This window comes from Chitinophaga fulva, from assembly GCF_012927205.1.
GTDB classification, from domain to species: domain Bacteria; phylum Bacteroidota; class Bacteroidia; order Chitinophagales; family Chitinophagaceae; genus Chitinophaga; species Chitinophaga fulva.
This window is the reverse complement of sequence record NZ_JABBGC010000002.1, coordinates 579801-606708: the sequence shown is the minus strand read 5'-3', so window position 1 is coordinate 606708 and position 26908 is coordinate 579801. Positions and strand designations below refer to the sequence as shown.

Genomic DNA, 26908 nt, shown 5'->3' with positions numbered 1-26908 from the left:
AATTGGCAATAAATTCGGATTCGGATAAAGCAGTTCCTCCGTTACAGGTAGTGCCGTAAAGTGGAACTGCGCGGCTGCAAATCCGGCATCGGCAACAACAGGGCTTATCAGCGTACGTTTGTCGCCGGCGAAAATGAAGCATGGTTTTCTTGAATGTTTCCGGAGCTGACTGTTAGCCTGACATCCCTGACTACCCGCGGTGGTGCGGGCGTAAAGAAAGTCATGACCGGTACTTCCAGTGCAATGGCTATTTCAGACAGCGTATCAATCGTAAAATTATGTGTACCGCTTAACCAGCGGGAAATCTCAGAAGGGTTTTTACCCATCCGGGCAGCCAGCTCTTTGTTGGACATCCGTTTGCCATCCATAATAGCGGCAATGCGGCCTGCCAGCACAAACCTTGTCTCCACCTGCAGGCTTTCCAGTGGTGTGATGCTGGCCATCACATCGGCAATAATCTTACTGCTGTATTTCCTGGCGCCCTGATGTTTGTTTTCCATCTGTTCTAAATATTAAGTTTCCCCATAGCCGGGCTTCCTGCGCCGACCAATAAATGTCCCCCGTCCGGATTTTGTGGCTGATGTCGCGGGAAATCCACGTCAGCAGCTTTTCGGGAACGACCACTCCACTCCTTCTTCCCGGCCTCGGCGTACCGCCACCGATGATCAGCGCAGCGGTCCCTACCCGGTAACAATACAACCGGAGCTTTTTCTCCGGATGGTCAAACAAAGCACAGACCCCATCGGCAGGCCGGCCCCGTTTCACTTTAAAAAACCTGTTCTGCATCCCGTAGCGGTTACCAATATAAGAAAGATACTGGGTAATGCTCCTTATTTCCGTAGCATGTTCCCGTACATGCGCCTGGACAAAATGATCGAACAAAGTCAGATCGTCGTCAGCTATCATTACAGAATAGATACCAGCCCGCTTCCCGGAGAACTGTTGCAATTCAATAATTTCGTAATTCACGTAGATCAGTTGGGTTTAACGATGTCAGATAATGGTTGATATTGATATGGTGACAGTAAATAGCAATAAATAACTTAAAACGCAACTTTACCAAGCCCAGCTAAATCCGGAATTTTGAAGAAAGAGCCGTTTCCGGCTCTTTTTCTGGGGCTTTAACAAACGGACATGGATAAAATAAAAAATTCACTCAAATACAAATACAGGATCAAATGTAGGAAAGTTTTTTAAACTGCAAAAATATTTATTGATTTATAACTCATTTTTTCAGTTTTAATATTTTATTTACAATACAATAATATACTTATAACACAATAAAACAGGCATAAGAGCTTCATTTATGGGCATAAAAAAAGGGGGGCCGAAAAAGCTCCCCTGAGATCAAACCAAAATGGGTTTCCATTTTAGGATGCTATTGAATTGTTGGATGCTATACGATTTTATTGTTCCAGCTTGATTTCGCCGAGATCGGTAGCTTTACCATCCTGCACTTTTACATCCTTGATAACGGCGCTCTTATAAGGCGCTTTACCAACGATAGTGATGGTGTAAGTACCAGCCTTGGCAGCCGGAATAGCGAAAGCGCCTTGTGAAACGGCACCTTTCAGTTTTTCACTGCCGTTGTCCGCTTCTACTTCAGCAGCGCCGTCGGCAGGTGTAACTTTACCGCTGATGGAACCGCCTTCTACAGTACGGAGAGAATCCATACCTTTTACGGAATCCATACGCAGTGAATCGTTACGGAAGAGCGAGTCCATTTTGGACACAGCATTAACATGGGAGAAGGAATCTACGCGGGCAACGGAATCCAGTCCCATCAGCGAATCTATCCCCATAGACAGGGAGTCAAAACGCGCCACTGAGTCAACAGACATCAGTGAGTCCATCTTAACTGAAGCGCTATCCAAAGACCTAACAGTCGTTGCATCAGCACTTTTAAACGAAGACATCCCTACTACTACTGCAGCAAAAGCGAGCATTCCTGTGATTGTTTTTTTCATGGCATTCAATTTTTTGTATGGTTAAAATTATGATGACAACCGTATAACCAGTTGATTGTGCATGATTTTTGCATTGTTGCACAAATCCAATAACCGGCTGTATACTATCAATACATTCGACAATGCACTTACCATTAGTGAAAGAAATGTTAAAGACAAAAAATTCAATAAATACTGAATGCGAAGTGATTAAAATTTATCTTCGCACTGGCGGAAACAAAAGATCAAAAGCATGTTGCAACTAAGTAACGACGAAATAGTAAAAGGCATCAGAAGCAGGAATAAAGCGGTGTTTGAAGCTGTCTTCAAACAGTTCGCTCCTTCCATGTATAATATTGCCTTTCGCTATGTAAAAGATGAAGATGATGCCAACGATATGGTGCAGGATGTATTCCTCAATTTGTGGAAAGGTGCGGAAAACCTGGATGAAAGGGCCCCCATCAATCATTACCTGGCCCGTGCCACCGTCAACACCTGTCTGAACCGCATCAAAAAAGAACAACGGAAAGAAGTATATGCAAAGGAACAGTTACTGACAGCCTCTCCTGCTGAAACATCCCATTCGAAGCTGGAGCATAAAGAGCTGGAAGCCCAGTACCGGTCGGCCCTCGATAAGCTGCCGGAACAATGCCGCCGCGTGTTTGAGATGAGCCGCCTCAAAGGCCTGTCTCCCGCGGAAATAGCGGAACAACTGAATATCTCCATTAATACTGTATATGCTCACCTGACAACCGCATTGAAAAAGCTGCGGGTGGTACTGATCAATAAAGAATAAAACAACCAGAATTTTTTTCTTTACCACTAATGGTAAACCATTCTCCGATTGTATAGTTAATAAGCAGCCATGAACAAGAAAACCGACATAGATATAGTGATCCGTTACCTGGAAGATCCGGACAACGAGCAGCATAAACAGCAGCTCAATGACTGGATTCAACAGGACACCGCTAATCTGGATATTTTTCTGGATATGAAAGCGATGTGGCAGGGAGATCCGCTCCCGGCAGCATCCGCCTTCGACACCCAGGGCCAGTGGCTGCAACTGAATGCAACCCTGGAAGCCCTGCCCGCTGCCCCCCGCAATACCCGCGTCTTTCAGATGAAAGCCCGCTACTGGTGGGCCGCTGCTGCCGTGCTCGCGATTGGCCTTACCTGGACCTGGCTTGGACCCGGTAGCTATAAAACCATTACCACCGCTCAAAACCTCGATAGCCTCCACCTTCCGGACGGCTCTATGGTATATATTAATGCGCACAGCACCGTCCGCTACTCCCGCGCTTTTGGTAAAGACAACCGTCATATCAAAATAGACAAGGGGGAAGCTTTCTTCGATGTGGTGAAAAACGATGCCCTCCCCTTCACCGTAGATGCTCCCGATGTGGAAGTAGAAGTACTGGGCACCGCTTTCAACGTAAAAGCAGCGAAGTCCGGTGTGAAAGTATTTGTTCAGTCCGGGAAAGTAAGTGCCGCCTATAAAAGCAAAGGCTCCGGGAAAAAAGTCATCCTGACCCCTGGCCAGGAAGCTTCCCTTGCCCCCCATGGCAACACCATCGACACCCGCTTTTATAAGAAAAACAATAACATCCTCGCCTGGAGAACAAGATGCCTGACCTTCGATGACGCACCGCTCACCGATGTGGCAGCCGCCTTGTCCGATTTCTATAATGTACAGGTAAATATCAGCAACCAGCAACTGAACGACAAAAAACTGCTGGCCACCTTCCCCAACATGCCGCTGGAGGAAGTACTGGACATCATGCGGAAAACACTTCAAATCAACATCACCTATAAAGACAACCTGGTAGAAATATACTAACCGGCGCCCGACCCTCTTTGCTTATGCAGCATGCTATGCTACAGGCGCCGCGCTCTAATACCAGGTCCAGGTGCGTGCCTGTTTTCTTTTTATCCTTTGTTATCATCCTGGTTTTTGCCGGCTCCCTGGTAGCCGCTCAGACTCCTGATGCCCAGCCGAAACGAATTTCCCTTCAATATGTTAACGTCAGCCTGAAGACTGTCATTCGGGACATCGAAAAACAAACCCGTTACACCTTCGCTATTTCAACCGACGAACTGGAAACCCGCAAAGGCGTCAGCATCCATGTACACCATGCAGCCCTCACAGACGTACTTCGGCAACTCTTCCCCGTTTCCCGTTATAAAGTGGAAATCAGAGACGGACAAATTATCGTCATACCACAAAATACCGCCCCCACCGACGTTTCCGGCAATACCAACAACCGGCCGGCCAACAATAACCGGTGGCAGGTAACGGGTACTGTTACCGACGGACTGGTACCCCTCAGCGGCGTATCCCTGCGGGAACAAGGCACCTCCAATGGTGCTGCCACCAGTGAAAACGGCAATTTCAAACTGGACCTCGCCTCCGGGCAAGCCGTGCTCACTATATCGCTGATAGGCTTTGAAACCAAGGAAATCGCCGTCCGCGACCGGCACAATTTCTCCGTGACCCTGCAGCCCGACCTGAAAAAGCTCAACGAGCTGGTCGTACTCGGATACGGCCTGCAGAAACGCGCTAACATCACCGGCGCCATTGCCCAGATAGACGGGGCCCGGCTCAAAAGCAGGCCCGTACCCAATGTGATGGCCGCCCTGCAAGGCACCGCCACCGGCCTCGTGGTCACCCGCAGCAACGGACAACCTGGCAAAGAAGGCTTTAATATACAGGTGCGCGGCGTCAACTCCGGCAACAACAACACACCCGTTATCATAGACGGCGTGCCAGGCTCCCTTGCCGTGCTCAATCCTGACGACATCGAATCTGTCTCCATCCTCAAAGACGCTTCCGCCGCCTCCATCTACGGCGCTCGTGGAGCTGGCGGTGTAGTATTGGTCACCACCCGCACGGGTAAACCCGGCAAACTGGCGATCGATTTTAATACCCTGGCAGGTTTCGAAACACCCATCCGCATACCACACCGGCTACCTTCTGCCCAACAGGCCCGTATGGAAAACGAAGCTACCGTCAATGCTGGTGGCATCGCTCCATGGCAACAGGGAGAAATAGACCTGATGCAAAAAGGCAACTATTACGCAGACGACTACACGAAACCAGGATACTACCGCTACTACTATAACTTTGACCAGCTGTCGCTGCTTTCCAAAAAGAAAACCGGCGTACAGAACTATAATCTCTCTATTAAAGGGGGCGACTCCCTGAACCAGTTCTCCGCCTCCTTCGGTTACTTCGGCCGGCAGGGGTTATTTGTAGAAGGGCCTGACAGAACACACCGTGTAAACGCGCGCTTTAACATCAACAATCGTTTCAGCAAACATATCAGTCTCGAAACGCGGCTGTCATACGCACAGACCAACACGTTGTCCCCTTCGCAGCCTGCGGAAGGGCCACAAGGCTTGCTGGCAGGACTTTACAGAGGACCGGGCAATGTTCCTGTTTTTGTGCCGGGCACACAACATTATGCCTTTGGCGCAGCGCCCATCTACGCCCTATTGCACGATGGCGGAACCCGCGAAGAAAAGAATAATTATATCGATGCTGTCTTTACCCTGCGGGCCGACAGCCTTCTGGCCAAAGGCCTTTCCCTCAGGCTCGTGTACAGCCCACAGCAACATACCCTGCATGATAACCTCGGCCGCAACAGTATCCAATTATGGAACAAGCTCTCTCCTGTAGAAACCGTGCAGGAACACAGCCTGCTGCAAAAAAGCAAACTACAGGGCAAAGGAGGCAATCTCCAGCTGCTGGCTGACTATGATACCAAAGCCAATAAACACAACATTCATATACTTGGCGGCTATACGCAGGAAACGTATAACACCGATCAAAATACCGCAGCTTCCTACGACCTTTCGCCGAACAATGTCAACAGCTATTATTTTAATGGTGCCCCACAATACTCCATGACCCAGTTTACCAACGGTACACTGATGTCGTTGTTTGGTAAGATCAATTATAACTATGACAACCGCTATTTGCTCGAAGCCAATTTGATTGGCGGCCGCCTGTCGCAACGCAGCAGCGCTTTTCCGGCGATGGAGCAATGGCAGGCCTTCCCTTCTTTTTCTGCCGGATGGCGGCTGAATAATGAAGAATGGTTTTACCGTGTGTTCCATTTTTTCAATGAATTCAAACTGCGCTGGTCATGGGGCAGACTGGGTAATGTCAACAGCTGGAACAGTATCGACAACGATGAAAGGCTCAGCACTTTCACTTTCGGATATAACAATCCGTTCTCTCCGTTTGTCTACAAAAATCCGATCCCGCAAGCCTCAGGCTGGGAAAATATTTCCACTTACAACTACGGCTGGGACGCCACCTTGTTCCGCGGCAGACTGACGCTCTCCGCCGACTATTTTGTGAAACATAACCGCGACATGCGCATACCGGTACAACTGCCTTCTACCGCCGGCGCATGGCCGCTGCGCTTCAATACCGGGGAAATGAGATCATGGGGCTGGGAACTGAATGCCGGCTGGCGAACCAGCCACGGGCCTTTCACCTGGTACCTCAACGCCAACCTGTTCAACAATCAGACAAAAGTATTGCGCAACGAGGGCGTAACACCACAAGCCGGCTGGAATGTAGGCATCGCCGGATATCCTTACGCATCGTTGTTTGGCTATATCTCCGATGGTTATTTTCAGACAAAGACAGAAGTACAACAACACGCTTTCCAAAGCGCCAATACTGGTCCCGGCGATATCAAATACCGCGATGTCAATGGTGACCATCAGATTGACAACCGCGACCTCGTGTACCTGGGCAGCACCGATCCACAGCTGGCCTATGGCATTGATGCGGGCTTCTCCTGGAAAGGCCTGGAGTTCTCAATTTTCTTCCAGGGTGTCAGCAACCGTAAGGTAATGCCTGATCCCCGCTATAATATTCCCTTCACCAATGGCTGGCAGCAACCGTGGGACATCAACCAGGACTACTGGACACCGGACCGTCCTAACGCACTGTTCCCACGCCTCTATCTGCACGATGAACAGAATACCGTTCCTTCCAGCCACTGGGTGATGAACGGCGCCTACATTCGTCTGAAGAACCTGCAGCTGGGCTACAACCTGCCCGCTGCGTGGTTAAAACGTATCCCTGTTAAAAACCTCCGCCTTTACTTCTCTGGCCAGGACCTCTGGGAAAGCACGAAGATGAAGGTCCGCTACTATGACCCCGAACAGGCTGGTGGTTATATCGGTAACGCCTATCCGTTTTTCAGGTCGTACACGATTGGGTTGAATGCTTCTTTCTAAACTGTAATGACCATGATTATTACTGATTGCGCTGATTAACGGAGATTGACGGAGATCAGTTGACTGAAAATAAACGGGCCGCCTCATTTGAGGCGGCCCGTTTATTTTCAGTCAATATAGTTATGTTATACCAGTTCTTGTTTCTTACCTGCCAACAGGTACAGGGCGGCCATTCTCACTGCCACACCATTTTCCACCTGGTCCAGGATGATGGACTGGCCGGAATCTGCCACATCAGAATCCAGTTCCACGCCACGGTTGATAGGTCCGGGGTGCATGATCAGGATTTCCTTGTTGAGGCTGTCCAGTAGTTGGCGATTGACGCCGTAAGCCAGCGAATATTCACGGAGGGAAGAGAACAGCGGCGTGTTCTGTCTTTCCAGCTGAATACGGAGCACATTGGCCACATCGCACCATTGAAGGGCCTCGCGGATATTGTAGCTCACATTAACGCCGAGGGCGGCTGCCATATGTTTAGGAATGAGTGTGGGCGGACCAACCACCGTTACTTCAGCACCGAGCTTTTTCAGGCAGTAGATATTGGAGAGTGCCACACGGGAGTGCATGATATCACCACAGATGGCTACTTTTTTACCTTCCAGGGTGCCGAGTTTTTCCCGGATAGAGAAAGCATCGAGCAGCGCCTGCGTAGGATGTTCGTTGATACCGTCACCAGCATTCAGGATGGGCACCTGAATATGGCGCGACAGGAAATGCGGCGCCCCGCTGGCGGAGTGACGCATCACCACCACATCCACTTTCATGGACAGGATGTTATTGACCGTATCGATCAGCGTCTCCCCTTTTGACACGGAAGAACCGGAAGCAGAGAAATTGATGGTATCTGCGCCCAGCCTCTTTTCCGCCAGTTCAAAAGAAATGCGGGTACGGGTTGAGTTCTCAAAAAATAAATTGACGATGGTAGTATCGCGCAGCGTGGGAACTTTTTTAATCGGCCTTTGTAAAACCTCCTTAAACTGGTCGGCTGTTTGAAAAATAAGTTCTATATCCTGGCGCTGCAGATCGCGAATTCCGAGTAAGTGTTTTACAGAAAGTGACATTAATGTGCAAATATAAAGGGTGAAATCTGAATTGAAAAATCCGGTTTGTATTAGTCAACCAGAATAACTTCATCTTTCCCATCTCTTTGTTCCCATAATACCCTTACTTTCTGAGAAATAAGAGCATCGATGGTGCGCCCGGTATAATCGGGCTGAATGGGCAGCTGACGGCTGAACCGGCGGTCTATTAACGCCAAAAGTTCCACCGAAGCCGGCCGGCCGAAGTCGAGCATCGCATCCAGTGCCGAACGGATGGTCCGGCCTGTATACAACACGTCGTCTATCAGCACCACCTTTTTATTTTCTATGGAGAAATTAATGTTGGTTTCGCTGGGCACATGTAAAGTTTTGCCCTTGTTATAATCGTCCCTGTAAAAGGTAATATCCAGTTTGCCGTAATGGATAGCGGTGCCGGGCAACAGCTTCTTCAACGTTTCATAAATCCTGTCCCCCAGGTAGATGCCGCGTGGCTGCAACCCTATCAGTACCGTGTTTTCAAACTGTAAATGATTCTCGATCAGCTGATGGCAAAGTCTGTCTATCGTAATAGCCAGCTGCTTACCGTTTAGTATGGTTTTCAAAACAATACGCTTTTAGGTGCCAAAAATACGGATTAATGGCACACATAAAAAGATGAATATCATAAAGTAGCTGGATAAATATCGTCATCTTTCGTTTTTCGGGGTGGAATATTTCGATTAAATAGCAACAAATCTTTATTTAACATCCGCCATTTTATGAAAAAAACTACTATTACTGTACTGGCAGTCGCGGCCTTCCTCAGCTGCAACCAGTTGTTCGCCCAACAAAAGAAAAATTTTATCAGTGCCGGCTTTAATGTCTACAACCAGAAGTATGAGAGTGAGCGAGGCAACGGCAGCGTCAGCAACTCTTCCAACACTTATTTCGACTTCTCCCCCGCGTACGGCTATTATTTCAGGGAGCGTTGGGCTATCGGTATCCAGGGCTTTTACGGCAACCAGGGCAGCAAGCCAGCTGACGAGCCTGAAAGAAAGGGCCGCAATTGGGGAGTCGGGCCGTTTGTACGCTATGAACAACCCATATGGGGCAAGTACCTGTCGGTGTATACCGATGGCCTTCTCATGGCAGCCTTTGTGAAAACCGACGGCTTTATGTCCGGCGGCAACTACTACAACGAAAGAAACATTTCCACCTATTCACTGTCGGTTGTACCGGGCCTGTTGTTCCATGTGACCCCTTCGTTTTCGCTTACTGCCAACCTGGGCAGCGCTTTCTCTGCGAACACCAAAAAGGACAAAGTAGAAGGTACCGGCACCAAAAGTACCGATACAAACGTAGGATTGTTTAAGAATTTTGGACTCAATAATGTGTCATTTGGTATCAACTTTCACTTCTAAAGAAACAGTGGGAAATTAGTTGCACTAATTTCCCACTATCTGTCGTACTTTAGTTGTACCAAACCGTTGGTATGAAAACACTCAAGTTAATCATTGCTATGGCCGCTTTACTTCAATTCTGGGGTACATCTTCACAGGGACAAATCAAAGTTGGAGACAAGATACCGGTCTTCAGTCTGCAGGACCAAAACGGAAAAACCTTCGACGTTAGCACCGTGCTAGGCAAACAGCCGCTTGTCATCTACTTCTATCCGAAAGATGAAACCAGCGTATGTACCAAAGAAGCTTGTTCTTTCCGGGACTCCTATAAGGATTTTCAACACTACGGAGCTATGGTGATCGGTATCAGTTCCGATAATGTAGCCTCTCACAGAAGCTTTGCTACCCATCACAATCTCCCCTTCACCTTACTCAGCGATCCGAAGAATGAGGTGCGCAAACTGTTTGGCGTGCCTAAAACATTCGTCATTCCCGGGCGTGTGACTTACGTAGTAGATAAAAACGGAATCGTGGTACATGAATTCAACAGCCTCCGCGACGGGGAAAAACATGTCACGGAATCACTGGAAGCGTTGAAGAAGATGTAAGCTATCAAAGCCTGCGCAGGTCCTTAAACGAAGAAATCTCTTCTTTCAACTGGAACAACTTTATGCCTTCGATCAGGCCGTCTACCAGCGTAGCAGCGGTGAGGGCCAGAAAAACGGACAGCTGGGCCACATTACCCAGTTTGTTCGCCATCAGTAATATTCTTATCAGGAAAACTGTTGCCAATCCGAGAAGTACCAGCACCTTGATGCCTTTTTTCCTCAGCTGCCGACTGAAATAAGCGTCATACGCTACGCTCGCCTGCAAGGCCGCGTCTTGCGGAGCACAGCCGCCGGCAATCAGTCGCTGCTCCAGATCGGCTACCCGCCACTGTTTATGCCTTTCAGAGAAATACTGTTGTACGATGGTGTTGGCTGCTTCGTTTCCTGTCTCCATGTCTTGTCATTAGTTTCAGTTACAAAATAAGTAAAAGGCGATGAATAAATATTCATCGCCTTTTTTATATCATGAACATTTGATGTTCTTATGCTTCTTTCAGGAACGGGTACCGGTAGTCGGTAGCCGGAACGAAAGTTTCTTTGATGCTTCTGGCACTTAACCAACGGTACAGGTTCAGCATGGAACCGGCTTTGTCGTTGGTACCGGAAGCACGGGAGCCGCCGAAAGGCTGCTGGCCAACCACCGCACCGGTAGGTTTGTCGTTGATGTAGAAGTTACCTGCGCTGTTCACCAGTTTCCTGGTGGCCAGTTCCACTGCGTAACGGTCCTGTGCGATGATAGCGCCGGTGAGCGCGTATTCGGAGGTGCTATCTACCGTGTGGAGGATGTCTTCAAATTTCTCCCCATCGTATACGTGGATCGTTAATACGGGGCCGAAGATTTCTTCGCGCATGGTCACGTAGTTAGGATCGGTGGTTTCGATGACGGTAGGCTCGATGAAGTAACCTTCGGTTTTGTTGTAGTTGCCGCCGGCAATGATCTTAGCTTTAGGATCATTTTTCGCGTTGTCGATGTAGGTAGCGATCTTATCGAAAGAGCGCTCATCAATCACCGCATTGATGAAGTTGCTGAAATCTTCTGTGGTGCCCATTTTCATGGTTTTCAGTTCAGCAACCAGTTTGGATTTTATCTGGTCAGCAAGATTGTTTGGTATGTATGCGCGGGAGGCGGCAGAACATTTCTGGCCCTGGTATTCAAAGGCGCCGCGGGCGAGTGCGGTCACAGCGATGTCGACATCGGCTGATTTATGTATCAGGACGAAGTCTTTACCACCGGTTTCACCTACGATACGCGGATAAGTTTTGTATTTGTGGATGTTTTCACCGATGGTCTTCCACATGGTCTGGAACACGCCGGTGGAACCGGTGAAGTGGATGCCGGCGAAGTGAGGGTCAGCGAAGCAGATATCGCCGATCAGCGGACCGCCAGCGTATACGAGGTTGATAACACCTTCAGGCAGACCAGCTTCGATCATGACTTTCATGAATACGCTGGCTGCGAACACCTGTGTGTTAGCTGGTTTCCATACCACTACGTTACCGCACATGGCAGCAGAGGTAGGCAGGTTACCGGCGATAGCGCTGAAGTTGAAAGGCGTAACAGCCAGTACGAAACCTTCGAGCGGACGGTATTCCACGCGGTTGTGGGTCAGCGGGGCGCTTACTGGTTGTTGGCGGTATATTTCGCTCAGGAAGTGTACGTTGTAGCGGAGAAAGTCGATCAGTTCGCAGGCGCTGTCGATCTCTGCCTGGTAGGGATTTTTACTCTGGCCCAGCATAGTGGCCGCGTTGATATGGAAACGGTATTTGGTAGCCAGCAGGTCGGCAGCGCGCAGGAAGATACCGGCACGTGTTTCCCAATCCATGTTTGCCCATTTCTCCCGTGCTTCCAGTGCGGCAGTGATGGCTGCTTTTACGTGGGAAGCGTCGCCCTGGTGAAAATGACCCAACTTGTGCTTGATTTCATGCGGCGGGCGCAGGTCTACCGTTTTACCGGTACGAACTTCTTTACCACCGATATACATCGGAATATCTGCCTCTTCAGCTTTAAATGCTGCCAATTGTTTCTTCAGCGCAGCTCTTTCCGGGGAACCGGGTGCATAACTCAACACGGGCTCATTAGCAGGTGCTGCGTATTGAAAATATCCTGTATTCATTTCCTCAGATTTTGTTGGTATATCTATTAACAAAAAAAGTTTCCGCTGCAAATTTACGGTCAAATTTGCAGCAGAAACCTATTAATTATTTACCTATAATTATCAATTATTGTCCTCTTCCTTCTGCATCATCAGGTAAGCCTTGATAAATCCGTTCAGCTCACCATCCATCACAGGGCCTACGTTACCTACTTCATAGTCGGTACGGTGGTCCTTGATCATTTTGTAAGGATGGAACACATAAGACCGTATCTGGGAGCCCCATTCGATTTTACGCTTATTCGCATTAGCGGCGTTTTTCAGCTCTTCGCGTTTCCTGAGTTCCTCTTCGTACAGGCGTGATTTCAACATGGTGAGCGCTTTCTCGCGGTTCTCACCCTGTGTACGTGCCTGCTGGCATTCGATGATAATGCCGGAAGGGACGTGTTTCAGGCGCACGGCTGTTTCCACCTTGTTTACGTTCTGTCCGCCTTTACCACCGGAACGATAGAATTCCCATTCCAGGTCGGCAGGATTGACAGCGATTTCAATCGTGTCGTTCACTAACGGGTACACATATACGGAAGCAAAAGAGGTATGCCTGCGGGCGTTCGAATCGAAGGGAGAAATACGTACCAGGCGGTGTACACCGCTTTCCGCTTTCAGGTGCCCGTAGGCGAAATCGCCGTCGAACTCCAGGGTTGCGGATTTGATACCGGCACCATCTCCGTACTGCGTGTCAATTTCTGATACTTTCCATCCCTGCTTTTCACCATACATGCGGTACATGCGAAGCAGCATTTCAGCCCAGTCCTGGCTTTCCGTGCCGCCAGCGCCGGAGTTAATGGTTAATACAGCCGGCATCTCATCTTCCGGCTGGTTCAGGGTGGATTTGAATTCGAGGTCTTCCAAAGCGGTCAACGCAGTGCCGTAAGCCTGCGCCACCTCTTCTTCCGTAGCCTCTCCTTCTCTAAAGAAATCATTGAGCACGCTGCTGTCTTCGATAGAAGTCTGTACGTTATCGTAGAGGTCAACCCAATATTTGTTTACCTTGATTTCCTTCAGGATAGAGGTAGCTCTGGCGTTGTCATCCCAGAAACCGGGGGCCAGGCTCAGTTGTTTGTCATTTTCGATTTTAGCTATTCGGTCAGGGACGTTAAAGAAAACCTCCCAGGACATAAAGACGGTCCCTCATAGCTTTAAGTTGCTCTGCTGTCATAGCGGGCAAATGTAGGTAAAAATGTGGAATTCTGCTAATGTCATCTCAATTCTATATTACGCTACTGCAATCCTTTAACATAGCTTTAGCATAATTTTTGCAGCTGGAGCGGGAATCCACATCGGTAATATTTTTAAATAATATTAAAAAAAGTTCCTATTACAATGATGGCCTCCCATGAAACCCTTCACTATAAAAACAAATCGATATTCAACGCCCTTGCTTTTTTGCTCATGATAGCCACCAATGCGCTGGCATGGCTGCTGCCCATCAATGGCAAACCGATCAGGGAGATATCTGATGAATACGCCCATATCTTTACACCACCGGGCTTCACCTTTTCTATCTGGAGCGTCATCTACCTTTCATTGCTTTGTTTTGTGATCTATCAGCTGTGGCTGGCTTTCTCCGGCAAGCGCCCCGAGGTGCTGGCCCGTGTCATGGGCGCCATGAAAGAGTGGTTTCTCATCAGCTGTGTGGCGAATGCCACCTGGCTGTTTGCCTGGCATTATGAACTGATGCCGGTTACTGTTGGACTGATATTGATTTTGCTCGCGGCGCTTTTTATCATTCATGTGAACTTTGGCATTGGCCTTACTTCACCCAGTGTACCGGAGAGACTGTTCATCCATGTACCTTTCAGTATTTACCTGGGATGGATCAGCATCGCTACCCTCGCCAATATCACTACCCTGCTGGTGTACGCAGGATGGACCGGCAGCGTTGCCTTCCAGGTGTGGTGGACCATCAGCATGATTGCCCTGGGAACGCTGATCAGTGTGCTGATGGTGTTCCGGCGCAACAATATCCTGCATGCCCTCGTGGCGGTATGGGCATTCTATGGTATTCTGATTAAAAGAAGAGAAGCCGGCGTGATAGAACAACAGCCGGTTATTCATTGTTGTGTGATTGCCATTGGTATTATCGCCATCGCTATTTCCTGGCATTTGTACAGGAAACCCCGATCTTAAAAAGTAAAAGATTATTTTTGACGCGCAATTAACTAAAGCTATTATATGTTTCCATCTACCAGTCCAGTGGCCACCAAAGCGTGGCAGGCATTGCTGAAACATGCCGACGAAATGAAAAAGGTACAAATGCGTGCTTTGTTTATGGAAGACCAGGAACGTTTCAAAACGTTTTCGCTTCAACTGGAAGACACCCTGTTCGACTATTCCAAGAACCTGATCACTGAAGATACCCGCAACCTGCTGCTCTCGCTGGCAGATGAATGTGGTGTAAATGCCGCTATCAAGGCCATGTTTGGCGCGGAAAAGATCAACGTTACAGAAAACCGCGCCGTACTGCATACCGCGCTGCGCAACTTCTCCGGCAAACCTGTGATGCTCGATGGCCGTGACGTGATGCCGGACGTATTGGGCGTACTCAACAAAATGGACCACATCTGCCGGCAAATACATTCCGGTGAATGGAAAGGATATACGGGCAAGCCTATACGTTATATCGTCAACATCGGCATCGGTGGCTCCGACCTCGGCCCTGTGATGGTGACAGAAGCGCTGAAGCCTTACTGGAAGCCAGGTATACAGCCTCACTTTGTGTCCAATGTGGATGGCACGCATATCGTGGAAACCCTGAAACAGGTTACGCCCGATGAAACGCTTTTCCTCATCGCGTCCAAAACATTCACCACGCAGGAAACCATGACCAACGCACACACTGCGCGCGACTGGTTCCTCGAACATGCCAAAGACGAAAAATTCGTCGCCAAACATTTCGTGGCGTTATCTACCAACGAGAAAGCGGTGACCGCCTTCGGCATCGATCCCAACAACATGTTTGAGTTCTGGGATTGGGTAGGCGGCCGTTACTCCCTGTGGTCCGCTATCGGTTTGTCCATTGCACTGACCATCGGTTATGAGCATTTCATCGAACTGCTCAATGGCGCACATGCGGCAGACAATCACTTCACGCAAACACCGCTTGACCGCAACATACCGGCTATCATGGCACTGGTAGGCCTTTGGAACGGTAACTTCCTCGGCGCCGCTACAGAAGCCATCCTGCCTTACGACCAGTACATGCACCGCTTCGCTGCCTATTTCCAGCAAGGCAATATGGAAAGCAACGGTAAACATGTGGACCGTAACGGCCAACCTGTTCAGTATGAAACCGGCCCAATTGTTTGGGGTGAACCCGGCACCAACGGTCAGCATGCTTTCTACCAACTGATACATCAGGGCACCCGGCTTATTCCATGCGACTTTATCGCACCGGCCATCAGCCACAACCCTATCGGTGACCATCATGTAAAACTGCTGTCTAACTTCTTCGCACAAACGGAGGCGCTCATGAACGGCAAAACGGAAGCGGAAGTGCTGGCGGAACTGCAGAAAGCCAATACATCAGCAGAAGAGATCAAACGGGTATTGCCTTATAAAGTATTTACCGGCAACCGTCCGTCCAACTCCTTCCTGTTGAAAGAGATCACACCTCGCTCCCTCGGTATGTTGATTGCTTTCTACGAACACAAGATTTTTGTGCAGGGTGTTATCTGGAATATCTACAGCTTCGATCAGTGGGGTGTGGAACTGGGTAAACAACTGGCCGGCAAAATCCTTCCTGAGCTGCAAAACGACGATTACGTCGCTAACCATGACGCCAGTACGAACGGATTGATCAATGCCTTCAAAGCCATGAGGAAACAATAATACGAGGCTATACATAAAAGAGAATCGCCCACTGAATATTCAGTGGGCGATTCTTTTATAACTTAATACGACGGTGATTCCTGCGTTAGTTGTTGGTTATCTTCAGGGGAATCACATTTACCATTTGTCTACCTCGTCAGCGCTATGTGGAGCCGGGGCGGACGCCGCAATCGGAGCAACATCGGCAGCTACTACTTCTGCGGTACGGGGGGTTACCTCAGTGTCGCCGTCTGTTTCTTCCTGGTCTTCCTGCACATAATCGTGATTGTAGGCATCAAAATCAAAATCGGGCATCAACTCAGTTTTAACGTAGTTGATAGTTTCGGTCAGCGCATTCAGGAACTTGTTGAAGTCCTCCTTGTACAGGAATACTTTGTGCCTGTCGTAGCCGTTGTCATTAAAACGTTTCTTACTTTCTGTAATGGTCAGAAAGTAATCATTTCCCCGAGTGGTCTTTACATCAAAGAAGTACGTCCTTCTTTTGCCCGCTTTCAATCGTTTAGAAAAGATGCTATCATTGTTTCTTTCCTGTTGATTGGTGTTTTCGTACGCCACAGTTGATAGATTTAAGTGTTAACGAATCAAATCCTGTTACAATAAGGAACAAATATACTATTGTTTTACAAATATCAAAATATTTTTAAATGATTTTGAAAAATCATAAAACACCGCTGTAACGGGCCGTGGCAGAGCCTATGCAAGAGGGTGATTGTTACTCAGTTACACTTTCTTCATCGCCGGATTGCTGTCTTGCGTACAGTTCAGCATAGTAACCATTCAATGATAATAATTTCTCATGTGTTCCTTCTTCCACAATCTTGCCTTCATCTAACACGATGATCTTGTCAAACTCAAACAGGGAGAAGATCCGGTGGGTAATAATGATAGCAGTTTTATTTTTCAGGTAGGCGTACAGGTTGCCAATGATCTCCTTTTCCGTACGGGCGTCCACGGCAGACAAACAGTCATCAAAAATCATGATATCCGGGTTCTTGATGAGCGCCCTGGCAATGGATATACGTTGTTTCTGCCCACCGCTGAGCGTAACGCCCCGCTCCCCTATCTCCGTATCAAACCCTTCGTTAAATCCGAGGATGTCCTTCTCTACCGAAGCCTGCCGGGCTGCCTGTTGCACTGCCTGCAAATTGGCCGCCGGATCACCAAAGCGGATATTATTGGCGATGGAGTCTGAGAAAAGGAATACGTCCTGCGGCACATAGCTGATCTGGCTACGCAGCTGCTCCAGGTGCATATAACGGACATCATGCTTATCCAGCATCACACGGCCTTTCTGCGGATCGTACATACGTATCAGCAGTTGCGCCAGCGTACTCTTGCCTGAACCGGTACGGCCAATGACCGCTACTTTCTGGCCCGGCGCTATATGCAGATTGATATCTTTCAGTGCGGTAATGCCGGTATGAGGATAGGTAAATGTAACGCCTTCCAGCCACACAGCTCCTTCCAGCTGCACCGTATGCGCAGTTGGCTCATCTTTGATCTCCGGTTCTATTTTCAAAAATTCGTTTATCCGTTGCTGTGAGGCAGCAGCACGCTGTACCATCGTGGCCACCAGGCCGATTGACAGGAACGGGAACATCAGCATATTCACATAAATGACAAACTCCGCGAGGTTACCAACGGTGATATTTCCTTCTATTACCTGATAACCGCCAATGAAAATAGTGAGTATCACGCTCAGCCCGATCATCAGCGCCATGATAGGCTGGAACAGCGCATCTGTTTTGGCGAGGCTGATAGAACTGAGTTTATACGCTTCACTGGCGCTTTCAAAATGCCGTCCGCTGGCATCTTCCTGCACATAGGATTTGATCACCCTGATACCAGAGTAAGATTCCTGCGCGATAGAAGTAATGTTAGACAACTCCGCCTGTATCCTTTCACTTTTACGGTGAATGATTTTGTTGACATAATAAATTGTCAATGCCAGGAAAGGCAGCGGGGACAGTGTGTACAGGGTTAGTAAAGGATTTACCTCCAGCATCAGGTATACGATGATGACGATCAGGAACAGGGTACGTGATGCGTACATGATGGCAGGGCCAACGTACATGCGTACACGGGAAACGTCTTCCGTGATGCGGCTCATCAGGTCACCGGTGCGGTGCATCTTAAAGAAGTTAAGGTCCAGTTTCTGATAGTGCTGGTAAATCTCGTTCTTCAGGTCATACTCAATATGCCGGCTCATTACGATGAGCGTTTGCCGCTGCAGGAAAAGGAAAAAGCCACTCAACAACGCAAAGATCAAAATGCTCACACCGTAAAATGCGAGGATACGGGAGAAGTCGGACCGGAATGCGCTCTTCAAACTGGTGTCACTTAAGAGGCGATATTCGTCGAGATTATGTGACAGCAGGTCAAAGATCTGCCGGACCATGATAGGCTGAAAAACACTGAAGACAATCGATATAGCCGTAAACAACAGCCCAAGAATCAGGCGCCATTTGTTGGCCATGAAGTATTTATTAAGCGCAGCTAGATGTTTCAATCGGAAAGTTTTGACACAAAAGTAAGCCAAAGTAGCTTACGAAAAAGAGCGGAGATCAAAGCTTATGCTCTGACCTCCGCTCTTGCATATTTTAATCGTAATGATTACAGCTGTTTCAGCGCTTCTACGATTTTCGCTTCGGCTGCTTCCGGTGCCACATCTTCTTTCACGAATTTGCGGCCGGTGATGTTCTCAAACAGCTCGATGTAACGCTCGCTCACGCTGGTAATGAACTCGTCGGTCATTTCAGGTACCTGTTGACCGTCTTTGCCCTGGAATCCGTTTTCCATCAGCCACTCACGCACAAACTCCTTGCTCAGTTGTTTCTGCTGTTTACCGGCTTTCTGGTTTTCTTCGTAGCCTTCTGCATAGAAGTAGCGGGAAGAGTCTGGTGTGTGGATTTCGTCGATCACGTAGATGGTGTCGCCGATTTTACCGAACTCATATTTAGTATCTACGAGGATCAGGCCGCGTTCTGTTGCCATTTCTTTACCTCTTGCAAACAGGGCGAGGGTATATTTTTCCAGTTGCTCGTAGTCTTCTTTGCTCACCAGTCCCTGAGCGATGATTTCCTCACGGGAAATATCTTCATCATGACCTTCGTGTGCTTTGGTAGTAGGCGTAATGATAGGCTGAGGGAAGAAATCATTTTCTTTCAGTCCGTCCGGCATAGTAACGCCGCAGAGTACACGCTGACCGGTTTTGTAAGTTCTCCAGGCATGGCCGGTGAGGTTGCCACGCACCACCATTTCCACAGGGAACGTTTCGCATTTCAAACCTATGGTTACATTAGGCAGCGGGGTAGATTTTACCCAGTTAGGCACGATGTCTTTAGTAGCTTCCAGCATGATGGCAGCCACCTGGTTCAGTACCTGTCCTTTGTAAGGAATAGGGCGGGGCAAAACTACATCGAACGCAGAGATACGATCGCTTACTGCCATTACCATGAGCTTGTCCTCAATGGTGTATACATCACGTACTTTCCCTTTGTAAAAGGCGGTCTGACCCGGGAATTTGAAATTTGACTCTAACATGAATTATGAAATTAAAAATGAATTATCGGTGATTTGCGAGCAAAAGTAAATCACGAATCGCATGATTTCAATTTTTTTTCCGCCATTCATTTCGGGGAAGACGCTAACTGTTGCCCATTGCCGGCATACGGCCTCAGTAAACTGATGATGATCTCATTCTCGGGATACTGTGTCAGATGGGGCCTTAACTGTTCGGCATCCATTGTTTGCAGGTGCGTGGGCACGTATCCCATTCCGTAGAAACGGCCTTTCTCCATGAGGATACAGCTTTGTTCTTCACTGTTACGGCCTTTGTCCATGATCACTACGGAAGGCTGTTGCTCCTGCAGGAAAGCAATCGCCGCTTTTACGCGCTGGTTATATGCTTCCGGGACTTCTTCCTTCTCACAGGCGCCATGACAGGTAGCTGCCGTTTTCCCGGCACAGGTGCCACCGCTCTTTTGCAGAAAACACAATTTGGGGCATAGTTCAAACTGCCGGATCAGCGCCCTGAGCAGCCGATGCCCGTCAATCAACAGGTTGAAGGCATGCACCGGATGGCTGAACTTACGCTTTTTCTCGATAGCGAGGCGCAGGTACCCTTCCTGGTCTTCAAAAAGATAAAAACCATAACGGAACTCCACTCTCTTCTGCGCCGCATTAAAAGCAGGCCACAGGCGCTTGATCTCTACCGACTCCAGGATACAGGCCATCAGATCGGTGGCGGTTTCCTGATAGGTGATATTATATACAGTGCGCAGGAAATTCTGCCGTTGACGGCTGGCGCTATGACCTGTAAAGTGGCTGTTGACACGCTTTTTCAGGTCTTTGGCTTTCCCCACGTACACCACTTTCCCTTTTACATCGTGAAAATAATAGACGCCCGGCACTTCCGGCAACAGTTTCACCACCTCCGGTTGCAGGTTCGGCGGCAGGAACTGTTCCTTGGAACCTGCCTTAAGCGCACCGGCAATCGCCTTGTCCTTATCGTGCTGCAATAACAGGGAAAAGAGTTTCGTCGTTGCTTCCGCATCCCCGCCTGCCCGGTGACGGCCATTGATCGGGATTTCCAGATGCCGGCAGAGGTTGCCCAGACTATAAGAAGGCAGTCCGGGGAAGATCTTCCTTCCCAGCCTTACGGTACAGAGCTTTTTACACTGGAGGTCCAGCCCGGTGGCAGCCAGGTGGTGCTTCACAAACGAATAGTCAAAGTTGACGTTATGCGCCACAAAGATTTTATCATGCAACAGCTCATGTATCATCGGCGCCACCGCTTCAAAAGGGGGAGCTTCGGCCACCATGCTGTTGGTGATACCCGTCAGGGACTCTATGTAATAAGGAATGGGCACTCCAGGATTGACCAGCGTCTGGTAATGCTGTGTGATTTCCCGGCCATCAAACAGGTAGATGGCTATCTCGGTTATGCCGTTGGCACTGGCGTGCCCCCCGGTTGTTTCTATATCGACAATTGCGTACACCTTACAAAGATAAAGGTTGTTGCTTTTTGTTCAATCGTTTTAATCCCCATAATGCCAGCAAAAGATAAAACACCCACAACAGCAACAGGTGTACCACCGATCCGGCATGGTCCCGGAGGGTGCCACCGGTTTGTACAATCGACGTGTATACCTTTACGAAAGGCGTTAGCGGCAACAGCGACGACAGCCCCTGCAAGGCCAGCGGCATGGATTCAAAAGGCCACGCATAACCGCATATGAGAAAAAAAGGATATGTAGAGAACGCCATCAGTTGAGCGGCCAGCAACTGGCTCTTAAACAGCGTACCTATCCATACGGCCATCGGAATAAGCGTGAGAATGAACAGGAACAACAAAACCGCCAGATCACGGTAACTGCCCCGGAATGGCAGGTGCAGCACCTGGTAGTTGACCGTCATAAAAAATGCGGCATAAGCCAGGTACAGCAACAGGTAAAAGGCAGCTTTACCATATAACATGCCCGACAATCCCCCTCCCATCTTCACCAGCCGGCCGATTTCATGATTCTCCCGTTCCAGTGCTATACTGCCGGAAAGCCCCAGCAGCAACGTCTGTTGCAGGATAAGCACCAGCAGTACCGGTAGCAGAAAGCCGCCATAGCTGGCCTGTGGGTTATACAGCGGCCGGTAATCTATGTTGACCGGCATCGCTTCCTGCAAGGCCATGGTGGAGTTGAGCCCCATCTTTTCCTGGTATTGCAATCGTACACCGGCGCCGATAGTTAGTCCTAATTGTGTAATGGCGCCAGTCAGTTCACTGGAAGGCAGGAAGCGCGCGCCGTTCACAGCAAGCACCACGTCCGCCTGTTGCAATGACAGTACTTTGCTTTGCATGCCTTTGGGGATATAAAAATACCCCTGCGCTTCTCCCCTATACATCCGCTCCTGTGCATCTTCCAGGGAAGACGCCCGCATCACGGCCACCACCTGCATATTATTCATCTGCTCCACAAACATGCGCGACATCTCGCTCCGGTCATCGTCAGCAACGGCCAGCACCACTTTTTCTTCTACCTTATAACTATAGATGGTACCATAAAAGAAAACATAAAATAACGGCGCCAGCAACAGGGTCAGAAACAGGCTGTGGTTGCCGGCCACCAGCTTTACTTCCCGCAGGAACAGTTGCGCTATGCTGTTTTTCCGGTCAGGCATGTTGCAAAGTTGATTGTTGAAGGGTACGCTGAAAAAGCAGCATAGCCACCGGCAGGCCTATCACGGCAAATAGCAGCATATGCGCCATTTCCAGCCGGACGTAACGCAGCGGCAGGTCCATAAAATACACCTTGAAAAAAGCATCTACAAAGGGCGTCAGCGGCATGATCATCGCATAGTACTGATCATACCAGGGCATGCCCCAGCGTGGAAAAGTAAACCCGCTGAACACAAAAGCCGGCGACGTATAAAAGATGCCTACATCACAGGCCAGCAGCAGGTCTTTGAAGATGGCAGACACCATCATGCCCACACTGATACAAGCCAGCATCAGTAAAGTGAAGATGGTAAACAGCCCCCAGCTGAACAGCTGGGCCCCTGCCGCAAACAACGGATAGATGACCAACGTGATCATGATATAGTCCACCCATGCCACACTGAGGTAAGCGAGCGATTTCCCGATAACGGCATTGGAAGCCGATCCATTACACACTTCGTATAGCTCTCCCAGTGAGTGGGTCTTATGTTCGTAATTCAACGCCAGCGCCACAACCATGATCATCATCATCTGCATGGCCACCGCTATCACGCCCGGCACCAAGTACTGCTGATAGTCGTACCGCGGATTGTATAACGTAAACGACTGTAACTGCACCGGCATCACCAATGCCATCGCCTTTCCTGCAGGCATACCCGTTTTCATCAGCTTTTGCAGTTGTACCCCTGCGGCGGCTGTCAGTAACACCTGCGCGGCGTCTTTGTACAGCAGTTTTGCAGGTACCAGGTAAGATACATTGGTGTAGATCGTAATATAAACTGGTTGTCGGCTTTTGATTTGTTCATCCATCCGGCGTGGGAAATGAATGGCCCCCATCACCTTACCATTGCGCAACATGGCCTGTAATTCCCCTTCGCTCTGTACCTGTTGGGTGATATGGATGCTTTCTGTTTGTTCCAGCATAAAAGTAAACTGCCGCGACAGTGGTGAATTAGCTTCGTCCCAGATAGCTACCGGCAGGTCTTCCGCAAAATGTTTATTATAAATACCGGCATACAACAAACACAACACCGGCGGCAGCACCAGCATGGCCAGGTAATACACCGGAAACGTCAGGATACGTTTCCATTCCCGTAAAGCGACCTTTAGTATGGAACGTATCATGGCATTTTCAGCGAAGCCGTCATGCCGGGGCGCAATCCCTGCACGGCGGACGGGTTAACAGGCTTGAGGTCTACGGTAAAGGTGCGCAGTTCAAATTTTCCTTTTTCCTTCACCGGTATCCAGTTGGCGAACGTCAGCGATGGCGCTACTTTGTATACGACCGCCTCAAATTTTTCCGGGCTGCAGCCGGGAATATCCAGCCGGGCTTTGGTGCCTACCGGCAGCTTGTTCATATCGTCCTGCCGGATATTGAACCGCACATGGTAAGTGTTGGGCTTTTGCAGGGTGATCAGCGGATAACCGATCGAAACGATCTCTCCTTCTTCAATGACCATGGAAGAGATAATGCCGTCTGACGGAGCATGGATATAGGTGTTATCAGATAATGCTTTGGTAAGATTGTAACCTTCCTGCGCCTGTTTGAGGATGGCCGAAGCCGCCTGTAACATCTCCGGACGGGTGCCTTGTTTTAGCATGTCCATGTTCAGTTTGGCTGTCTCCATTTCCTTTTTGGCCGCTTGCAGTTTAAAGTACACGAGGTCTTTTTCCTGTCCGGATATCACTTCATCATGGAAGAGGTTTTCCATCCGCTGATACGTTTTCTGCATCAGCTTATATTGCTCCTGCGTAATATTATAGAGATTATCAGCCGCCTGGATGGCTTCCGGACGGGCGCCTTTTTCCAGCAGCTGCAACTGGCTCTGTGCGGCTTCGATCGCTGCCAATGCCTGATTACGGATAGCGTTGATCTCAGTAGACCGCAGCACACCAAGCAGTTGTCCTTTTTTAACCGTGTCGCCCTGTTGCACCAGCAGGCTGTCCAGCCGGCCGGGAAATTCCGCAGCCACGTCCACATAGTCGGCGTCTACCATGCCGATGACCGTGCTATCCGCAGCAGCGGGCTTCTTCAGGAAAAAAATCAGTGCAATGATCAGTACCACCATGGGTATCAGCAATGCCCAGTAATTTTTAAATACGGCGCTCATGTATATACCCGTTTTAGTTGTTAACGTATGTTGCGAAATATTCCGGTGTGCCTACTATATTCCAGTATTCAGCCAGGGCGAGATAGTAGCCCAGTACCGCGGTATAGTATATTTTATGCATCTCTTCCTCCAGCAGCAAAGCATCGTTGACATCTTTCACAGACGACAGCTGATTTTCCATACGGTCTGTTACCAGCGTGGTGGTAAGACGTGCCTGTTGCCGTGCGCTGTCCAGCGAAGCCACATCATGTTGCAATGCCTTTACTTTGTTGGAGGCTACACGCAGTTGCAATTCAAGCGTAGTTTTGGTATTTTCTGCGGCCATGGCAGCTTCTTCGACCAATATCTTGCTGGCCCTGGTGCGTTTATTACGCTGAAAACCGTCGAACAGTGTCCATTGCAGCTCCACGCCTATCAGCCATGGCGGCACCGTCACCGGCAGGTCTTTCTGATAAAGCGATACATTACCAATTGCGAATAAATTGGGAAGCGATAAAGAGCGTGTAGCCTTCACCGCTACTCTGGCTAGGTCCGTCTTACTTTCCAGCAGGCGGTATGACGGATTGTTGCGCCAGAAGGTGTTCCCCTCTCCCACGTTGACAGTGGCCTGTTCATACCGCAGGGTATCACTGATCACGATGAGCGTATCTATGGGGCGGCCCAGCAGCTGGTTCATTTCCAGCAGGGCGTTTTCTTTTTCCAGTTCCAGGTTGCTATAGCGGTTCGTTGCCTGCGTATAGGATACCCTGGCCCAGTTGAGCAGGTAGGGCGGCAATATCTGGTTATCTTTCAGCGACACGGCGTAGTCCTTGTTTTTACGGAAAGCATCCACGATCACGGCCTCATGTGCCAGGATGGTATTGAGGTACATAATACGCAGGTACTGGGCGCTGATCAGGAAATACAGTCCTTTCTCCACCACCTGTTTATTGAATTGTCCGGCTGTCACCTGTGACCGGGCCAGGTCTTGCGCTGCGGATATTTTCCCGCCGAGATAAATCGGTTGCCTTACCCCGATGCCCGCCACGAAATAGGATTGTTTAGCCAGTTGAGGGTTATAGTTGGGATAAAAAGCATTGATCAGTCCTTTTGTGGCATTGGAGATAACGTCTTGCACATTTTGAGGCAGGGGTTGCCCGGTGATCTGTTGAAAAACAGTATTGGCCGTGTTCGCGCTCTGCGCTGCCGATCCGTTCACAACACCATCTTTTACCTGTTGCAGGTTGATTTCGAGGGGTTTTCCGAGGTAGTTGTAACCGGCCAGCAGGTCTACTTTGGGGAAATATGCACGGTTTTCGGCCTGTAAAGAATATTCCCTCGCCTGCAGGGAGCGTTCTGCCTGTTTTACCAGCGCATTACGCTGCCGGGCCAGTTCATAACAATCTTTTAAAGTTAGCTGTTGTCCTTTCTCCTGACCGTGGGCAAACATCAACGGCAGGAAGAGTGTTAATAACAGGAGATGTCTCATAAGATATCATTTCATCCGGATTTTCCTGAGTATCAACACACTTAAACAATTTTTCATGCCTAATGTTTGTATTATTTAAAAAAAATCACACATAAACTGATCATGAATAAATCCTGATTTATTGTCCTATCTTAAGAAATTCAGGAAAAAAGTGCATCGTTATATTTATTTAATCCATTTTTGTCCACTGTGCTTTAACTGACATTTGCATTAACAAACAACATCATCATATTCATCAAAAAATAAAACACCTTCATCTATGGCAAAACAAAAATGGGTCTCCGACGCCGCGCACAGCGAACTTACTTTTAAGATCAGACACCTGATGATCACCAATGTTACCGGACGGTTCAACAGCTTTCATGTAGAAGCTGAAACAGACGGGGATAATTTTCTCGCTGCTCATGCCTCCGCCTCGGTAGACGTAGACTCTATCACCACTGCCAATACACAGCGCGATGAGCACCTGCGCTCTCCGGATTTCTTCGACGTGAACAAATTCCGCAACATCACCTTCAAAGCCACTAAAACGGAAAGTGTGGATAACGATGGCTCCTATACGTTGTATGGCGATCTGACCATCCGCGATGTCACCAAAAACATCAAACTGGATGTTGAATTCGGTGGTGTGGTAGCAGATCCATGGGGCAATACCAAAGCTGGTTTCACCATTCATGGCAAAATCAACCGCAAGGACTTTGGCCTGAACTGGAACGCCGTAACAGAAGCTGGTGGTGTAATGGTGAGTGATGAAGTAAAAATACAGTGTGAAGTACAACTGTTGAAACAACAATAATCATTTGGGGATTTTCGATTTTTTGATTTACGAATTTAAAAATGCAGCGAAGACCACATAAACAACAAAACATAGTCCTCACTTCTCTTAAATCCGGAAATCGAAAATC

At 48.8% G+C, this 26908-nt stretch carries 24 protein-coding genes; 8 read left to right on the top strand and 16 right to left on the bottom strand.

Annotation, left to right across the window (positions count from 1 at the left end; translation table 11 throughout):
* Positions 1 to 107 precede the first annotated feature (107 nt).
* From HHL17_RS18910 to HHL17_RS18900, 3 genes are all read right to left on the bottom strand, one after another.
* Positions 108 to 500: a helix-turn-helix domain-containing protein gene (locus HHL17_RS18910; RefSeq protein ID WP_206156090.1), complete on the bottom strand. Its 393-nt coding sequence runs from the start codon at positions 498 to 500 to the stop codon at positions 108 to 110.
* Positions 460 to 969 (bottom strand): hypothetical protein, encoded by a 510-nt coding sequence (locus HHL17_RS18905; RefSeq protein WP_169226371.1) that lies wholly within the window; start codon positions 967 to 969, stop codon positions 460 to 462. Before HHL17_RS18905 ends, HHL17_RS18910 begins: the two co-directional genes overlap by 41 nt.
* A 437-nt stretch (positions 970 to 1406) precedes the next feature.
* A complete protein-coding gene (locus HHL17_RS18900) occupies positions 1407 to 1967 on the bottom strand; it encodes a carboxypeptidase-like regulatory domain-containing protein (protein ID WP_169226370.1) in 561 nt (186 codons plus the stop codon).
* A gap of 232 nt (positions 1968 to 2199) precedes the next feature.
* Between HHL17_RS18900 and HHL17_RS18895 the strand changes: the two genes are divergently transcribed.
* From HHL17_RS18895 to HHL17_RS18885, 3 genes are all read left to right on the top strand, one after another.
* Positions 2200 to 2742, top strand: coding sequence for an RNA polymerase sigma-70 factor (locus HHL17_RS18895; protein WP_169226369.1), 543 nt, complete (start codon positions 2200 to 2202; stop codon positions 2740 to 2742).
* A 69-nt stretch (positions 2743 to 2811) separates the two neighbouring features.
* Positions 2812 to 3783, top strand: coding sequence for a FecR family protein (locus HHL17_RS18890; protein ID WP_169226368.1), 972 nt, complete (start codon positions 2812 to 2814; stop codon positions 3781 to 3783).
* Between the two features lie 23 nt (positions 3784 to 3806).
* Complete coding sequence (locus HHL17_RS18885) at positions 3807 to 7202, top strand: TonB-dependent receptor (RefSeq protein ID WP_169226367.1); 3396 nt, start codon at positions 3807 to 3809, stop codon at positions 7200 to 7202.
* A 125-nt stretch (positions 7203 to 7327) separates the two neighbouring features.
* Here the strand turns inward: HHL17_RS18885 and HHL17_RS18880 are convergent, their stop codons facing one another.
* Both HHL17_RS18880 and pyrR read right to left on the bottom strand, forming a co-directional pair.
* Positions 7328 to 8263 carry an aspartate carbamoyltransferase catalytic subunit gene (locus HHL17_RS18880; protein ID WP_169226366.1) on the bottom strand — a complete coding sequence of 312 codons (936 nt, stop codon included), beginning with the start codon at positions 8261 to 8263 and terminating at the stop codon, positions 7328 to 7330.
* A 50-nt stretch (positions 8264 to 8313) separates the two neighbouring features.
* A complete protein-coding gene (gene pyrR / locus HHL17_RS18875) occupies positions 8314 to 8844 on the bottom strand; it encodes a bifunctional pyr operon transcriptional regulator/uracil phosphoribosyltransferase PyrR (RefSeq protein ID WP_078672462.1) in 531 nt (176 codons plus the stop codon).
* A gap of 156 nt (positions 8845 to 9000) precedes the next feature.
* Between pyrR and HHL17_RS18870 the strand changes: the two genes are divergently transcribed.
* Both HHL17_RS18870 and HHL17_RS18865 read left to right on the top strand, forming a co-directional pair.
* Positions 9001 to 9642, top strand: coding sequence for a hypothetical protein (locus tag HHL17_RS18870; protein WP_169226365.1), 642 nt, complete (start codon positions 9001 to 9003; stop codon positions 9640 to 9642).
* Positions 9643 to 9713: 71 nt separating this feature from the next.
* On the top strand, positions 9714 to 10229 hold the full coding sequence (locus HHL17_RS18865; RefSeq protein WP_240975910.1) for a peroxiredoxin: 516 nt from the start codon (positions 9714 to 9716) through the stop codon (positions 10227 to 10229).
* A gap of 4 nt (positions 10230 to 10233) precedes the next feature.
* Here the strand turns inward: HHL17_RS18865 and HHL17_RS18860 are convergent, their stop codons facing one another.
* The 3 genes from HHL17_RS18860 to prfB form a co-directional block, all read right to left on the bottom strand.
* Entirely contained in the window at positions 10234 to 10623 is a 390-nt protein-coding gene (locus HHL17_RS18860) for a hypothetical protein (RefSeq protein WP_169226364.1), read from the bottom strand.
* Positions 10624 to 10711: 88 nt separating this feature from the next.
* Positions 10712 to 12343 carry an L-glutamate gamma-semialdehyde dehydrogenase gene (pruA, locus tag HHL17_RS18855; RefSeq protein ID WP_169226363.1) on the bottom strand — a complete coding sequence of 544 codons (1632 nt, stop codon included), beginning with the start codon at positions 12341 to 12343 and terminating at the stop codon, positions 10712 to 10714.
* Positions 12344 to 12445: 102 nt separating this feature from the next.
* Positions 12446 to 13541, bottom strand: a protein-coding gene (gene prfB / locus HHL17_RS18850; protein ID WP_169226362.1) for a peptide chain release factor 2 whose coding sequence is annotated in 2 segments (ribosomal slippage) — positions 12446 to 13480 and positions 13482 to 13541 — 1095 coding nt in all. Because the reading frame shifts where the segments join, the coding sequence is not laid out codon by codon here.
* 164 nt (positions 13542 to 13705) lie between these two features.
* Here prfB and HHL17_RS18845 point away from each other — a divergent pair.
* Both HHL17_RS18845 and pgi read left to right on the top strand, forming a co-directional pair.
* On the top strand, positions 13706 to 14512 hold the full coding sequence (locus HHL17_RS18845; protein WP_169226361.1) for a hypothetical protein: 807 nt from the start codon (positions 13706 to 13708) through the stop codon (positions 14510 to 14512).
* 45 nt (positions 14513 to 14557) lie between these two features.
* A complete protein-coding gene (gene pgi, locus HHL17_RS18840) occupies positions 14558 to 16213 on the top strand; it encodes a glucose-6-phosphate isomerase (RefSeq protein WP_169226360.1) in 1656 nt (551 codons plus the stop codon).
* A gap of 117 nt (positions 16214 to 16330) precedes the next feature.
* Here pgi and HHL17_RS18835 read toward each other — a convergent pair whose 3' ends face one another.
* The 8 genes from HHL17_RS18835 to HHL17_RS18800 all read right to left on the bottom strand — a co-directional run bounded on the left by HHL17_RS18835 (position 16331) and on the right by HHL17_RS18800 (position 26003).
* Positions 16331 to 16768 carry a DUF3276 family protein gene (locus tag HHL17_RS18835; protein ID WP_169226359.1) on the bottom strand — a complete coding sequence of 146 codons (438 nt, stop codon included), beginning with the start codon at positions 16766 to 16768 and terminating at the stop codon, positions 16331 to 16333.
* 157 nt (positions 16769 to 16925) lie between these two features.
* Entirely contained in the window at positions 16926 to 18722 is a 1797-nt protein-coding gene (locus HHL17_RS18830; RefSeq protein ID WP_169226358.1) for an ABC transporter ATP-binding protein, read from the bottom strand.
* A gap of 104 nt (positions 18723 to 18826) precedes the next feature.
* Positions 18827 to 19756 carry a phosphoribosylaminoimidazolesuccinocarboxamide synthase gene (locus tag HHL17_RS18825; protein WP_169226357.1) on the bottom strand — a complete coding sequence of 310 codons (930 nt, stop codon included), beginning with the start codon at positions 19754 to 19756 and terminating at the stop codon, positions 18827 to 18829.
* 86 nt (positions 19757 to 19842) lie between these two features.
* Positions 19843 to 21213 carry an exonuclease domain-containing protein gene (locus HHL17_RS33845; protein WP_169226356.1) on the bottom strand — a complete coding sequence of 457 codons (1371 nt, stop codon included), beginning with the start codon at positions 21211 to 21213 and terminating at the stop codon, positions 19843 to 19845.
* 1 nt (position 21214) lies between these two features.
* Positions 21215 to 22387, bottom strand: coding sequence for an ABC transporter permease (locus HHL17_RS18815; RefSeq protein ID WP_169226355.1), 1173 nt, complete (start codon positions 22385 to 22387; stop codon positions 21215 to 21217).
* Complete coding sequence (locus tag HHL17_RS18810) at positions 22380 to 23549, bottom strand: ABC transporter permease (RefSeq protein WP_169226354.1); 1170 nt, start codon at positions 23547 to 23549, stop codon at positions 22380 to 22382. The genes HHL17_RS18815 and HHL17_RS18810 overlap by 8 nt, the downstream gene beginning before the upstream one ends.
* Positions 23546 to 24535, bottom strand: a complete 990-nt coding sequence (locus tag HHL17_RS18805) for an HlyD family secretion protein (RefSeq protein WP_169226353.1) — start codon at positions 24533 to 24535, stop codon at positions 23546 to 23548. The genes HHL17_RS18810 and HHL17_RS18805 overlap by 4 nt, the downstream gene beginning before the upstream one ends.
* 13 nt (positions 24536 to 24548) lie before the next feature.
* Positions 24549 to 26003 (bottom strand): TolC family protein, encoded by a 1455-nt coding sequence (locus tag HHL17_RS18800; protein WP_206156089.1) that lies wholly within the window; start codon positions 26001 to 26003, stop codon positions 24549 to 24551.
* Between the two features lie 259 nt (positions 26004 to 26262).
* Here HHL17_RS18800 and HHL17_RS18795 point away from each other — a divergent pair, with 259 nt between their 5' ends.
* The gene (locus HHL17_RS18795) at positions 26263 to 26799 is read left to right on the top strand and encodes a YceI family protein (RefSeq protein ID WP_169226352.1); all 537 of its coding nucleotides are present in this window, start codon (positions 26263 to 26265) and stop codon (positions 26797 to 26799) included.
* Positions 26800 to 26908 lie beyond the last annotated feature (109 nt).